Here is a 14,403-nt window from a genome sequence, read left to right on the forward strand (position 1 = left end):
TTCTTTGGGTATTGACAAGTGTGTGACAATCCGCAATCTTTCTGACACCGGTTACCCCAATCGGTCAACGAGAAAATTGTCGGTGGGAGAGCGATTGCCCCGGCTGGCCGCACGATGCAGGCCGCCGACGTCACTCTTCGGAAAATATGAACAGGACGAATCGTTCGATTCGTTTGCGATTGGCAAAGTAACCGGTGTCATTTCTTGCATGGGCAAGGGCGCGGGGCGATAAGGGAGGATGATAATGTCTAATCACACGGCGCGAGGCACGCGTATATTGACCCGGCTTGCATGCGGCGCGTCGCTCGCCGCTATGGCGGTGTCGCCGGCATGGGCGCAGAATGCGATCGATGATGCACCCGCGGGAGAGGACGAGATTGTCGTCACCGGTTTCCGCGCATCGCTCGACAAGGCGCTCGATCAGAAGCGCAACTCGACCGCAGCGATCGATGTGATCGTCGCCGAAGACATCGCCAAATTCCCCGACCAGAACCTCGCCGAATCGCTGCAGCGTATTCCCGGCATCTCGATCCAGCGTGACGCGGGCGAAGGTCGCGCGATCACCGTTCGCGGTCTTGGCGCGCAATTTACGCGCGTTCGCCTCAATGGCATGGAAACAATCGCGACCTCGACCGACGGCGCCTCGGCGAACCGTGACCGCGCGTTCGATTTCAACGTCTTTGCGTCCGAGCTTTTCACTTCGCTCGTTGTTCACAAGACGGCGTCGGCATCGCTCGACGAAGGCTCGCTCGGCGCAGTCGTCGATCTCAACACGGGCAACCCGCTCGGCGGCAAGGAAGGCTTGACCGTCGTTGCATCGGCGCAGGCGCGTTACAACGATCTGACGAAGGACGTTGACCCGCGTGTCGCGGGGCTGATCGCCTGGACGAATGTCGACCGCACTTTCGGGGTTTCGGCATCGGTCGCCTGGTCCGACTACACGACGCACGAGCTCGGCAACAACAGCGTCCGCTGGGCGCAGGCGCCGTTCCGCAGCGTCAACGGCGTGACCTGCATGTCGGGCTCGAATTTCGTCGCCAACCCGTCGCAGGCCTGCATCGACGTCGCCGAAGCCTTCCACCCGCGCATCCCGCGCTATGGCCTCGTCGCGCACGACCGCGAACGCCTTGGTGCGACCGCGTCGATCCAGTTCGAGCCGTCGGAGAACACGAAAATCTCGATCGACGGGCTTTATTCGAAGTTCAAGGAAACGCGCGACGAATATTGGGGCGAAGTGCTTCTGCGCAGCAACGAGCGCAACATCGACGTCTCCAACTATGTCATCGACGCCAACAATAATCTGATCTCGGCCGATCTCGACAATGTCTATGTCCGCACCGAGCGTTATTCGCGCGAGAGCGAGACCGAATTCTATCAGTTGTCGGGCCGTATCGAGCAGGCCTTGAGCGACACGTTCCGCGTGAAGCTGCTCGGCGGCTTCTCGCGCTCGGACGCCGACATCCCCGTCGAAACGACGCTCGCGTTCGACGACACCGATGCGACCGGCTATCGCTACGACTATAGCGATATGAAGTTCCCGCTGCTGACCTTTGGTGCGGGGATCGAAAATCCGGGTTCGTTCGTGCTCGCTGAGTTCCGCGATCGTCCGTCCTTTCTGACCAACAAGTTCAAGACTTTTGCCGGCGATTTCGAACTCGACGTCTCCGACAGCTTCCAGCTGCTCGGCGGCGGCTTTTATCGCCAGTTCGATTTCGAAACGGTCGGCTTCCGCCGCGACAGCACCTATTGCGCAGCATTCCCCTGCGCTCCCGGCACCAGCGGCCTGCCGGTCACGGCCGACATCGCCGAGCTGTTCCAGCTCGGCAAGGCGGGACAGCCGTCGGGCAACACCAACGCTTGGATCGTCCCCGATCTTGCCGCGGGTACGGCGCTCATCGACCTCTACAACCGCCCGGCCGTCCTTCAGCAGGGCGAACAGCGCGAGGTCACCGAAAAGACCTATGGCGGCTGGTTCATGACCGAATTCGAAACCGACATTCTCGGCATGCGGATGACGGGCAATGCCGGTGTGCGCTATGTGAAGACCGATCAGAGCTCGTCGGGCTTCACCAGCGGGACGTTCGTGACGGTCGACCGGACCTATGACGACTGGCTCCCGTCGTTCAATATCAACCTGCACCCGACGGAGAACGTGATTCTGCGCGGCGCAATCGCAAAGGTCATCACGCGGCCGACGCTCGGCAGTCTGACTCCGGGCGGTGCGGTCGACCAGTTCAACTTCCGCATCACGTCGGGCAACCCGTTCCTCGAACCCTATCGCGCAACGACATTCGACCTCGCGGCCGAATGGTATTTCGCGCCGGGCGCGCTGGCTTCGGTGGCGTTGTTCGCAAAGGATGTGGAGAGCTTCCCGATCTCGACCTCGCTGCAGGGTACCTATGCGTCGAGCGGCCTTCCGACATCCTTGCTGACGCCGGGAACGCCCGCGCACACGGCCGTCGTCGTTGGCGCCGACCCCAACCGTCAGTTCGAATTCCGCACGACGGGCAACGGTCCGGGTGCGAATCTGAAGGGCGTGGAATTCTCGCTGCAACTGCCCTTCTCGGTCTTCTCGGACTCGCTGCGCCATTTCGGCGTGCTCGGCAACGCGACGTTCGTGAAGAGCGACGTCGATTACAGCATCGCTGGGCCGCTCGCCTATAACCCGGTCACAAACCGGCTCGAGGCGCAGCCCAACGGCACCTATACGCAGCCGCTGCTCGGCCTCGCGAAGCGGGCGTGGAATGCGACCATCTATTATGACGATGGCAAATTCTCCGTCCGAACCTCGGCCGCATGGCGTAGCGCGTTCAACGACAGCACGAGCGGCAACAACAATGTCTTCGAAGGCTATGGCAGCTCGTTCAACGTCGACGCGTCGATCCGCTACCAGCTGACCGACAATATCGAACTGTCGATCGAGGGCACGAACCTGACCGACGACTACCGCTATCGCTTCACCGACCTCGAAGCGAACCGGAACTACGAGAACAACCATTATGGGCGCACCTTCCTGTTCGGAGCGCGCTTCAAGATCTGAGTTTGACGATAGTCCCAGGAAAGGCCCGGTCTTCGTCCGCGAGGGCCGGGCCTTTCTTTTGCGAGAAGGAACGACGGTGACCGATCGACGCGATGTTCTGAAACTGGCGGGCGGCGGCCTGTTTGCCGCGGGCGTTGGAGGGGCGGGCACCGCGCTCGCAATGGCGCCGGGCGGTTCGGTGTCGACCGCAAGCGACCCCGCTGGCCCCGCTCCTGCCTGGGCGCGCGGCTTCGATGGGCAGCGCAAGGCCGACCTTGGCGACGGGCGCTTCCTCAATCCGATCATGGCCGGCGACCATCCCGATCCGTCGATCCTCAAGGATGGCGACGACTATTATATGACCTTCTCGACCTTCGATTCCTATCCGGGACTGGTCATCTGGCACTCGCGCGATCTGGTGAATTGGCGCCCCGTCGGTCCGGCGCTCACGCGCAATATCGGTGCGGTCTGGGCGCCCGAGCTTTGCAAGCACCGGGGGCGTTATTATCTCTACATCCCGACCAAAGGACCGAACACCAGCTGGGTGATCTGGGCCGACCGGATCGAGGGGCCGTGGAGCGACCCCGTCGACCTCAACCTTCCCAACCATATCGATCCCGGCCATGCGGTCGGCGAGGATGGGTCGCGCTGGCTGTTCCTGTCGGGCGGCGACCGCGTGCGCCTCTCCGACGACGGCCTGTCGCGCATCGGTGAACCCGAACATGTTTATGATCCGTGGCGCTATCCGTCCGATTGGGTCGTCGAGGGATTCGCGCCCGAGGGACCAAAGATTACCCGCCACGGCGACTATTTCTACATGATCACCGCGGTCGGCGGGACCGCCGGGCCGCCCACGGGGCATATGGTCATCGCCGCGCGGTCGAAGTCGATCCACGGCCCTTGGGAAAATTGCCTGCATAATCCGCTCGTTCGCACGACCTCCATATCCGAAAAATGGTGGTCGCGCGGCCATGCGACTTTGGTGGAGGGGCCCGCGGGCGACTGGTGGAGCGTCTATCACGGCTATGAAAACGGCTATTGGACGCTCGGGCGGCAGGCGCTGCTCGACCCCATCGAATGGACCCCCGACGGCTGGTTCCGGATGAAGGGCGGGGACCTGTCGCAGCCGATCGCGAAACCGCGCGGCGGGACGGTCGCGGGGCCGCACGGCATGGCGCTGTCGGACGATTTTTCGACGCTTGCGCTTGGCGCGAAATGGAATTTTTTCCGCCCGGCGCCCGACGAGGCCGCCCGCGCGCAGGTCGAAGAAGGCGCGCTCGTCCTGAAGGCGCGCGGCAAGGCGCCAGTCGATTCGTCGCCGCTGCTGCTCATCGCGGGCGACCAGGCCTATCGTTTCGAGTGCGACATCGAAATTGCGCCCGGCGGCACCGCGGGGCTGATCCTCTTCTATGACGACAAGCTCTATTGCGGGCTCGGCTTTGATGGCGAGCGTTTCGTCACGCATCAATATGGCATCGAGCGCGCGCGTCCCGCCAACCCGCACGGCCGGCGGATGCGGATGCGCGTCACCAACGACCGGCACATCGTGACCTATGACACGAGCGGCGACGGCGGCAAGACATGGCAACGCTTCGACCGCGGGATGGAGGTGTCGGGATACCACCATAATGTCCGCGGCGGTTTCCTGATGCTGCGTCCGGGGCTCTATTCGGCGGGAGCGGGCGAGGCGCGTTTTCGCAATTTCCGCTTCGAGGCGCTGGACTAAAGCGTAACGCCCGATTTCCAGATCGCGATGTCGCGTTCCTCGTTGCGCTCGGCGCAACTGGGGGCGCCCGATGCCGTGGCGCTTATCAGGTTCAGCAGCGTGTTCGACGCCGCATCGAAACCGGCGTCGAGCACCTGGCCGGCATCGAAATCGATCCAGCCCTGCTTGCGCTCGGCAAGCGCGCTGTTCGACGCGATCTTGAGCGTGGGGGCGGGAAAGCCGAGCGGGGTGCCGCGTCCGGTGGTGAAGAGGATGATCGTCGCCCCCGCGGCGGTGAGCGCGGTCGACGATACGGCGTCGTTCCCCGGCGCTTCGAGCAAAGTCAGTCCTGGCCGTGTCGCCACGCCGCCGTAACGCTGAACATCGACGAGTGGCACCCTGCCGCCTTTCTGCACCGCGCCCAGGGACTTTTCCTCGAGCGTCGTGATGCCGCCCGCGATATTTCCCGGCGACGGATTTTCGCTCACCGGCTCGCCGTTACGGATGAAATAGTCCTTGAAATCGCGCACCAGTGCGACTGCATCGTCGAACACCGCTCGCGACGCTGCGCGATCCATCAAAATCTGCTCGGCGCCAAAGATTTCCGGAATTTCGGTCAGCAGCACCTTGCCGCCTGCAGCGGCGACGGCATCGGCCATGCGCCCGACGAGGGGGTTTGCGGTCAGCCCCGACAAGCCGTCCGACCCGCCGCATTTGACCCCGAGCACGAGGTCGGAGAGCGGGCGTTCGCTGCGCGGCGTATCGGCGCACGCCGCCACCAGCTCGTCAACGAGCGCGAGGCACGCCGCCTCGTCATCCTCGACCGCCTGTGCCGAGAGCGTGTGGATATGTTCGCGGCGCTCCATTGGGATCAGGTCGAGCAGCGCGCCGAGCTGGTTGCTCTCGCACCCCAGCCCGACGATCAGCACGCCGCCTGCGTTGGGATGCTGCGCGAGCGCCGCGAGCAGCGCGCGCGTATGGCCGAGGTCGTCGCCGAGTTGCGAGCAGCCGAAGGGGTGCTTGAAGGCATGCACGCCGTCGACGCGTCCGGCATGGCGTGCGCCGGCAATTCGCGCAACGCGCGCGGCGAGGTTGCCGACGCAGCCGACGGTCGGAATGATCCATATCTCGTTGCGTGTCCCGACGCGTCCGTCGGCGCGCAGATAGCCCTGAAATCCCTGGGCGGCGATCGCCGGGCTATGCTCGCGACACGGCGCGTCGGCACCTTGAAAGCGAAAGGCGTCGCTGCCGTCGAGAGCAGTCACAAGATTGTGGCTGTGGACATGCTCGCCCGCGGCGATGGCGGCGCTTGCTATTCCGATCGGAAAGCCGAATTTGACGACGGCTGCCCCCTGCGCAATCGGCGCGACCGCAAATTTATGACCGCGCCCAATCGGCGTAGCGAGCCGCACCGGGACTCCATCAACGATGATGTCTTCGTCCGCGCCGAGGTCGCCAACCGCGGTGGCGACATTATCGGTCGAAACGATGTGGACGGCTTTCTTCATATCATGGCTCGCAGCTCGGACCGATGCGGACTTGCTTTGGCTGGTTCACCGCAAGCCCGGATATACGCCCGTCCACCTGAATGGGCGATCAATCGCTTCGGACGTCCGCTATTCACTTGCGTTTGACACCGGTGTCTCTTAAAGACTTTTTCGGTAGAGGGAAATGACAAACATGGCAGAGACCTTGGAAATCGACAAAATCGCGGGCGCGCTGATCGACGCGCGTGCGCTAAAGACACCGCTTACCTTGTATCCGGGGCCGATGCCGCAGACGATGGCCGAGGCCTATGCGATCCAGGATGCGGCGATCGCCCTCGACGGGCGCCGCATCGGCGGCTGGAAGGTCGGTCGGATTCCCGATGCGCTGGTCGAGCGCTTTGGCGAGAATCGCCTGACCGGCCCGATTTTCGACGATGAAATTTTCGACGGCAGCGCGGGCTCGGCGCCCTCTATGCCCGTCTATTCGCCCGGTTTCGCCGCGGCTGAAGCCGAAGTGCTGCTGTGCTTCGGTGAGGTGGGCGCGCGCGATTACGACATCGATTCGGTCAAAGATTGCATCGCGCAGGTGCGGACGGGGATCGAAATCGCGAGTTCGCCCTTTCCTGAAATCAATCTTCACGGTCCGGCGGTGACTGCGTCGGATTATGGCAACAACAAGGGGCTGATTCTCGGCCCCGCCATTCCCGGTTGGCGCGACGCCGAACTGATACGGATGCCCGTCGAAATGTTCGTCGACGGCCAATGCGTCGGCGCTGCGACGATGGAAGCCATGCTCGACGGACCGTTCGGTTCGGCGCTTTTCCTGATCCGTACCCTGCGTGCGCGCGGCATCGCGATTCCGCCGGGGACCTGGGTTTCGGCGGGCGCGATTACTGGAATCCACGAGGTGAAGGCGGGCCAGACGGCCCATGCGGTGTTCAATCATGACATCCGCGTCAACTGCTCCATAAGGAGCATCTAAGAACAAACGGGAGAGGAAAATGGCAGAGGCAATCGCAGCCGGAGCGGCGCAGCCCGTTCCCCGCGCGGGACGATACCGGTGGCTGATCATCGCGCTGCTTTTCGTCGCGACGACGGTCAATTATATCGACCGCACGATGCTGGGCCTGCTCGCGCCCGTCCTCGGCGAAGAGATGGGCTGGAGCGAGAATGACTATGGCAACATCGTCACCGCCTTTCAGGCTGCCTATGCCTTCGGCTTCCTCATCATGGGCTGGCTGATCGACCGTTTCGGCCCGAAAATCGGCTATGCCATTGCAATCTCGATCTGGACGATAGGCCATGTCGCGCATGGCTTTGCCTCGTCGGTCGTCTCCTTCATGGCGGCGCGCGTCATCCTCGGCGTCGGTGAAGCGGGGCATTTCCCGTCGGTCGTCCGCGCATCGAGCGAATGGTTTCCGCAAAAGGAACGCGCCTATGCGATCGGCTGGGTCAACAGCGCGACGACGATCGGCGTCATCCTGACCGCGCCGACGATCGCGCTCTTCATGGTCGTGCTCGGTTTCGACTGGCGCGAAACCTTTATCTACACCGGTCTTTTCGGCATCGCGCTGCTGCTGCTCTGGCTCTGGCTCTACAGCAATCCGCGCGAAAGCGGGAAGGTGAGCGACGCCGAACTCGCGTGGATCGAGCATGACCCGCCCGAAAAGATCGAGCGCATCGGCTGGAGTCGCATCGTCCGCAAGCGCGAAGCCTGGGCCTTTGCGATCGGCAAGTTCCTGACCGACCCGGTCTGGTTTCTGATGCTCTTCTGGTTGCCCAAATATTTCAGCACGACCTATGACGTCGACCTCAAGATCGTGCTGCTCCCGATGATCATCATGTATTTGCTTTCCGACGTCGGCAGCATCGCGGGCGGCTGGATGTCGTCAAAGCTGATCCAGAAGGGACACAGCGTCAATTTCGCGCGCAAGATCACGATGCTGCTCTCGGGCTGCTGCGTGCTTCCGCTGCTGTTCGTCACCGGGCTCGACAATATGTGGATCGCGGTCGTGCTCATCGGCATTGCGCTTGCGGGGCATCAGTCCTTTTCGTCGAACATCCTTTCGATCCCGCCGGACATGTTCCCCAAGAAAGCGGTCGGGTCGGTCATCGGCCTCGGCGGTTTCATGGGCGGCGTCGGCGGCATGATCATGGCCAAGTCGACAGGGCTTGTCCTCGACGCGACCGACGGCAATTACACGTTGATCTTTGCGGCCTGCACGACCGTTTATTTCCTCGCCGTGCTGGCGATCCACCTTCTCAGCCCGCGCCTTGCGCCGGTGAGTGTCGAAGGCAATTGAGCAAATAATGACGCGTCCGCTGACCCTGCATCCCGACCGCCTCTTTCCGTCCGATGCGGGGCAGCGCGACATTGCGCGTCGTCTATACGCCGATGTCGCGGACCTGCCGATCGTCAGCCCGCATGGGCACACCGATCCGGCATGGTTCGCGACCAACGCCAATTTCGGCAACGCCGCCGAACTGCTGCTGCACCCCGATCATTATGTTTTTCGGATGCTCTATTCGCAGGGCGTGTCGCTCGACGCGCTGGGGATTCGCAACCGTGCGGCCGACCCCCGCGAAAGCTGGCGGCTGTTCGCGCAAAATTATCATCTGTTTCGCGGCACCCCGACACGAATGTGGATGGACTGGGTCTTCGCCGAAGCCTTTGGTATCGACGTCCAGTTCGAGGCTGCCACCGCCGACCTTTACTACGACCGCATCACCGAAGCGCTCGCGACCGATGCCTTTCGCCCGCGCGCACTCTTCGACCGCTTTCGGATCGAAGTGATCGCAACGACCGAAAGCCCCATCGACACGCTCGAGCATCATCAGGTCGTCAAAGACGCGAACGCCAGCGGTGAATGGGGTGGGCGCGTCATCACCGCCTATCGCCCCGATCCGGTGGTCGATCCCGAATTCGAAGCGTTCCGCGAAAATCTCGGGAGGCTTTCGGACCTGTCGGGCGAAGACGCCTTTTCTTATGCCGGTTACCTCGCCGCGCACCGCAACCGCCGCGCCTTTTTCGCAGAAATGGGTGCGACATCGACCGACCACGGCCATCCGACCGCCGCGACCGCCGACCTGTCGGATGCAGAGGCCGAGGCGCTGTTCGCGCGCGTCACCGGGGCGGATGTGTCGCCCGCCGATGCCGAGCTGTTCCGCGCGCATATGCTCACGGTGATGGCCGGAATGAGCCTCGACGACGGGCTCGTCATGCAGATTCATCCGGGCAGCTTCCGCAACCATAACCCATGGCTGTTCGACCGCTATGGCCGTGACAAGGGCGCCGACATCCCCACGGCGACCGACTATGTCCACGCGCTGCGCCCGCTGCTCGCTCGCTATGGCAATGAAGCGCGGCTGACGATCATCCTATTCACGCTCGACGAGACGAGCTATGCGCGCGAACTTGCGCCGCTCGCGGGCCATTATCCGGCGCTGAAGCTCGGCCCCGCCTGGTGGTTCCACGACAGCCCCGAAGGGATGCGGCGCTTCCGCAGCCAGGTGACCGAGACCGCGGGCTTCTACAACACCGTCGGCTTCAACGACGACACGCGCGCCTTCCTGTCGATCCCGGCGCGGCACGACGTTGCGCGGCGTATCGACTGCGGCTTCCTTGCGCAGCTCGTCGCCGAACATCGGCTGGAGGAATGGGAGGCGGCGGAACTCGCGGTCGACCTCAGCTATAATCTCGCCAAGGCGGCATATAGGCTGTGAGGCTGTCGGCGAAGACCCCGATCCCGGCGTCGGTGCGGACGCCGGATTATGACCGCAGCGCGCAGGCGGCGGGTATCGTCCATATCGGCATCGGCGCATTCCACCGCGCGCATCAGGCGGTCTACACCGACGATGCGATGGGCGCAGGGGACGGCGACTGGGGGATCACCGGCGTGTCGTTACGCTCGGGCGATGTCGCGGCGCAGCTTAATCCGCAGGACGGCCTCTACACCGTCAGCACCCGCAGCGCAGCCGGAACCGACCTGCGTCTCATCGGTGCCGTGCAGCGGGTGCTCGTCGCGGGCGAAGCGGCGCAAGATGTCATCGACGCGATCGCTTCGCCCGCGACGCATATTGTCAGCTTCACCGTTACCGAGAAGGGCTATTTGCGCGCAGCCGACGGTTCGCTCGACCTCGCGGCGGCGCGCGGGGCATCGAGCCTTTATCGCTTTGTCGGCGCGGGACTCGCGGCGCGCCGCGCGGCGGGGCTCCCCGGTCTGACGCTGCTCAGCTGCGACAATCTTGCGAATAATGGCGCGGTGCTGCGCGCGCTGATGCGCGACTATCTTGCCGCCGCGCAGCCGGACCTTCTTGACTGGTTCGACCGCGAATGCCGCTGCCCCGCGACGATGATCGATCGCATCGTCCCCGCGACCACCGACGCCGACCGCACTGCGGTCAAAGCGGTGCTTGGTGCGCGCGACGAGGGTGCGGTGGTCACCGAAGCTTTCAGCCAGTGGGTGATCGAGGATGATTTTGCCGGCCCGCGCCCGCGCTGGGAGGATGTCGGCGCCGAGCTCGTCGCCGACGTTGCGCCCTATGAAACGGCAAAGCTGAGGATGCTCAACGGCGCGCATTCGGCGCTCGCCTATATCGGGCTCGGTCGTGGTCACCTCTATGTCCATCAGGCGGTCGCCGACCCGGGCATCCACCCCCTGATCGAACGGCTGATGCGCGAAGAGGCGGCCCCCACGATCGACGCCGCGCCGGGGCAGGACCTTTCCGCCTATGCCGACGCGCTGATGGGTCGCTTCGCCAATCCCGCACTCGACCACCGGTTGATCCAGATCGCGATGGACGGTAGCCAGAAGATCCCGCAGCGCTGGCTCGACACGCTGGCGTGGCACCAGAGGCGCGGGCAGCGCTGCGCTTCGCTGGGGGCTGCGGTCGCGGCGTGGATCGCCTTCCTGCGGAGCGACCATCCGATCGACGATCCGCTCGCGGACAAGCTGCGCGACGCGGCGGCGGCCCCAGACGCAATGGAACGGCTGTTCGGCAAGGGCGGGCTGATCGCGTCGGACTGGCGGCCCGAACCCAACGTCTAATCCCGTCCAGGCGAAGGCCGGGATCGCATCGTTGAGGTATGAGGCTCCGGCGTCATCCCGTCCTTCGCCGGGATGACGGCTAGGATGGCGCCAGCAAGCCCCGCGCTTCTTTCACCTCGCTATCCAGCCAGTCGATGAAGGCCCGGATCCGCGGCTGCTGCGCGACATCGCGATGGAGCGCGAGCCAGAAGCTGCGCGCGATTGTCTGTGTGCGCCGTACGCGCATCAGCGCTGGATCCCCTTCGGCGAGGAAGCAGGGCAGCACGCCGACGCCGGAGCCGCCCGCGATCATCCGCCGCTGCGCGAGGATCGACGAGGAGCGGATGGTCGCGCGCAGTCCGGGTTCGATCTCGCCCAGATAATCGAGTTCGGGCGCATAGAGAATGTCGGGGATATAGCCGATCACCGGAATGGCGGCGCGCGACAACGGCGCGGTTTCGACGGCTTCCGTCCAGTCCTGCCGTTCCGCAGGGGCGTAAAGGCCAAGGCTGTAGTCGGCGAGTTTGCGCGTGATCAGCGGTCCCTTGCGCGGCCGCGCGAGCAGGATCGCCATGTCGGCCTCACGCCGCGAAGGATTGAGGAAGCCCGACGAGGCGACAAGGTCAATCTCGAGTTCGGGATGCGCCGCCGCAAAGGCGCCGAGGCGCGGTGCGATGAAGCTGTTGCCAAAACCTTCGGAAACGCTGATGCGAAGCTGCCCCGACAGCGCCGCGCGGCCTTCGCCGGCGTGGACACGCGCCGCCGCCGCCGCCATCGCCTCGGCGTGCGGGACGAGCGCGCGCCCGGCAGCGGTCAGGGTGAAGCCCGCGGGCACGCGCTCGAACAAGGTCTGGTCGAGCGCCTTTTCGAGCGCGCCGACGCGGCGGCTGACCGTCGTCGGGTCGACGTGCAGCGCCTGCGCCGCGCGCGCGAGCGTGCCGTGGCGCGCGACCATCAGGAAATATTGCAGCCCGTCCCAATCCATGAGCTGCAATTATGCAGGTTCGGACTGCAAGTCTATCCCTTGCAATTCATTCTCTGTTGGTCTCATTCGACTGCAATCAGATAAGGGAGACCAGAGGCCATGCGACAGATCGACCACCATATTGCCGGCGGCGCCGGGGGACTCGGGGGCGCGCGCAAAGGCACGATCTTCGACCCCAACAATGGCGCGGTGCAGGCCGAGGTCGCGCTCGGCGACCGCGCGCTCCTCGACCGCGCCGTCGCGGCGGCAAAAAAGGCGCAGCCCGCCTGGGCCGCCACCAACCCGCAGCGCCGCGCGCGCGTGATGTTCGAATTCAAGCGTCTCGTCGAAGCGAACATGAACCAGCTCGCCGAAATGCTCTCGGCCGAACATGGCAAGGTGATTGCCGATTCGAAGGGCGACATTCAACGCGGGCTGGAGGTCATCGAATTCTGTTGCGGCATCCCGCATGTGCTGAAGGGCGAATATACGCAGGGCGCCGGCCCCGGCATCGACGTCTATTCGATGCGCCAGCCGGTCGGCATCGGCGCGGGCATCACCCCGTTCAACTTCCCCGCGATGATCCCGCTATGGATGGGCGGCGTCGCGACCGCGGTCGGCAACGCCTTCATCCTGAAACCCAGCGAGCGCGACCCGTCGGTGCCCGTCCGCCTGTCGGAACTCTTCCTCGAAGCCGGAATGCCCGAGGGGATTTTCCAGACCGTGCACGGCGACAAGGAGATGGTCGATGCGATCCTCGACCATCCCGACATCGGCGCGATCAGCTTCGTCGGATCGTCGGATATCGCCCATTATGTCTACAACCGCGGCGTTTCGAACGGCAAGCGTGTGCAGGCGATGGGCGGCGCGAAGAATCACGGTATCGTCATGCCCGACGCCGACCTCGACCAGGTGGTGAACGACCTCACCGGCGCCGCCTTCGGCTCGGCGGGCGAACGCTGCATGGCGCTCCCTGTCGTCGTTCCCGTCGGTGAGGATACGGCGACGCGCCTGCGCGAAAAGCTCGTCCCCGCGATCGAGGCGCTGCGCGTCGGCGTGTCGACCGATGCCGAGGCGCATTACGGCCCCGTGGTCACGGCGGCGCACAAGCAGAAGGTCGAAGGCTGGATCCAGAAATGCGCCGACGAGGGCGCCGAGCTGGTCATCGATGGACGCGGCTTCACGCTTCAGGGGCATGAGGACGGCTTCTTCGTCGGCCCGACGCTGTTCGACCACGTCACCCCCGATATGGAAAGCTACAGGGAAGAAATATTCGGGCCCGTGCTGCAGATTGTCCGCGCGCCCGATTTCGAAACCGCGCTCGAACTGCCCTCGAAGCATCAGTACGGCAATGGCGTCGCCATCTTCACCCGCAACGGCCATGCCGCGCGCGAATTTGCCGCGCGGGTCAATGTCGGCATGGTCGGCATCAACGTGCCGATCCCGGTCCCCGTCGCCTATCACACATTTGGCGGCTGGAAGCGCTCGGCGTTCGGCGACACCAACCAGCACGGCATGGAAGGCGTCAAATTCTGGACCAAGGTCAAGACGATCACCGCGCGCTGGCCCGACGGTTCGCCTGATGGCGGCAACGCCTTCGTCATCCCGACGATGGGCTGACGGGGCAACCCTGTGCGGTGCTCGACCATTTCTCCTGCCGAAGGAGAAGGACGATGAAGCGATGGATAACTCCTCTGGCTGTGCTGCTGCTCGCGGCGTGCAGCAGCGGCAAGGATGAGGAGTCGGGTCCCGAGGCGACAGCAGATTTCGGCCCGCTGAAAAAGGCCGAGCGTCCGGAGCCTGTAGAGGCGCCGGAACCGGCCGTGCCTGCCCCGACCGAAAAGCGGGCGGAAGGCAGCGGCGCCGATGTCGGGGGCGCGAATGCGATCCCGCGCGCGATCCGTGGACGCTGGGCGCTCGATGTCGCGCACTGCACGGCGCGCAAGGGCACCGACCTCACCGCACTCACGATCGATGCCGCCAGTCTGCGCTTCTATGAATCGCACGGCGAACTCGCGCGCATTCGCGAAAGCGCGGCGGACCGTCTTGTCGCTGATTACCGTTTCAGCGGAGAGGGCGAGACGTGGCGGCAGCGCGTCGAACTCGACCTTCGCGATGGCGGGCGGACGCTTGTGCGCCGCGACCATGGCGAGGGTGCGACGGGCGAAGCGCTGCGCTATACCCGCTGCGCCGCCTGAGCG

The 14,403-nt window shown here is 64.4% G+C and carries 10 protein-coding genes; 8 read left to right on the forward strand and 2 right to left on the reverse strand.

The features are described 5' to 3' along the window. Positions 1 to 244: 244 nt before the first annotated feature. Together JI743_RS12620 and JI743_RS12625 are read left to right on the forward strand one after the other, a co-directional pair. On the forward strand, positions 245 to 3,040 hold the full coding sequence (locus JI743_RS12620) for a TonB-dependent receptor (RefSeq protein WP_201928644.1): 2,796 nt from the start codon (positions 245 to 247) through the stop codon (positions 3,038 to 3,040). A 160-nt stretch (positions 3,041 to 3,200) separates the two neighbouring features. Further along, positions 3,201 to 4,745 (forward strand): family 43 glycosylhydrolase, encoded by a 1,545-nt coding sequence (locus JI743_RS12625; RefSeq protein ID WP_201928765.1) that lies wholly within the window; start codon positions 3,201 to 3,203, stop codon positions 4,743 to 4,745. Here JI743_RS12625 and JI743_RS12630 read toward each other — a convergent pair. Beyond that, positions 4,742 to 6,232 carry a UxaA family hydrolase gene (locus JI743_RS12630; RefSeq protein WP_201928645.1) on the reverse strand — a complete coding sequence of 497 codons (1,491 nt, stop codon included), beginning with the start codon at positions 6,230 to 6,232 and terminating at the stop codon, positions 4,742 to 4,744. The genes JI743_RS12625 and JI743_RS12630 overlap by 4 nt on opposite strands. 172 nt (positions 6,233 to 6,404) lie before the next feature. On the opposite strand from JI743_RS12630, the gene JI743_RS12635 reads away from it, so the two are divergent. Genes JI743_RS12635 through JI743_RS12650 form a run of 4 tightly spaced genes read left to right on the forward strand, consistent with a single transcriptional unit; the run spans position 6,405 to position 11,259 of the window. After that, positions 6,405 to 7,193 (forward strand): 2-keto-4-pentenoate hydratase, encoded by a 789-nt coding sequence (locus JI743_RS12635; RefSeq protein WP_201928646.1) that lies wholly within the window; start codon positions 6,405 to 6,407, stop codon positions 7,191 to 7,193. Positions 7,194 to 7,212: 19 nt separating this feature from the next. Next, on the forward strand, positions 7,213 to 8,514 hold the full coding sequence (locus JI743_RS12640; RefSeq protein WP_201928647.1) for an MFS transporter: 1,302 nt from the start codon (positions 7,213 to 7,215) through the stop codon (positions 8,512 to 8,514). Between the two features lie 7 nt (positions 8,515 to 8,521). Next, entirely contained in the window at positions 8,522 to 9,934 is a 1,413-nt protein-coding gene (gene uxaC, locus JI743_RS12645; RefSeq protein ID WP_201928648.1) for a glucuronate isomerase, read from the forward strand. Then, on the forward strand, positions 9,931 to 11,259 hold the full coding sequence (locus JI743_RS12650; protein ID WP_330902753.1) for a mannitol dehydrogenase family protein: 1,329 nt from the start codon (positions 9,931 to 9,933) through the stop codon (positions 11,257 to 11,259). Before uxaC ends, JI743_RS12650 begins: the two co-directional genes overlap by 4 nt. 79 nt (positions 11,260 to 11,338) lie before the next feature. Here JI743_RS12650 and JI743_RS12655 read toward each other — a convergent pair whose 3' ends face one another. Continuing rightward, entirely contained in the window at positions 11,339 to 12,223 is an 885-nt protein-coding gene (locus tag JI743_RS12655) for a LysR family transcriptional regulator (RefSeq protein WP_201928767.1), read from the reverse strand. 99 nt (positions 12,224 to 12,322) lie between these two features. Between JI743_RS12655 and JI743_RS12660 the strand changes: the two genes are divergently transcribed. Both JI743_RS12660 and JI743_RS12665 read left to right on the forward strand, forming a co-directional pair. Next, entirely contained in the window at positions 12,323 to 13,822 is a 1,500-nt protein-coding gene (locus tag JI743_RS12660) for a CoA-acylating methylmalonate-semialdehyde dehydrogenase (protein WP_201928649.1), read from the forward strand. 53 nt (positions 13,823 to 13,875) lie between these two features. Further along, complete coding sequence (locus JI743_RS12665; RefSeq protein WP_201928650.1) at positions 13,876 to 14,400, forward strand: hypothetical protein; 525 nt, start codon at positions 13,876 to 13,878, stop codon at positions 14,398 to 14,400. The last annotated feature ends 3 nt before the right edge of the window (positions 14,401 to 14,403 follow it).

The organism is Sphingopyxis jiangsuensis (genome assembly GCF_016734905.1).
GTDB classification, from domain to species: domain Bacteria; phylum Pseudomonadota; class Alphaproteobacteria; order Sphingomonadales; family Sphingomonadaceae; genus Sphingopyxis; species Sphingopyxis jiangsuensis.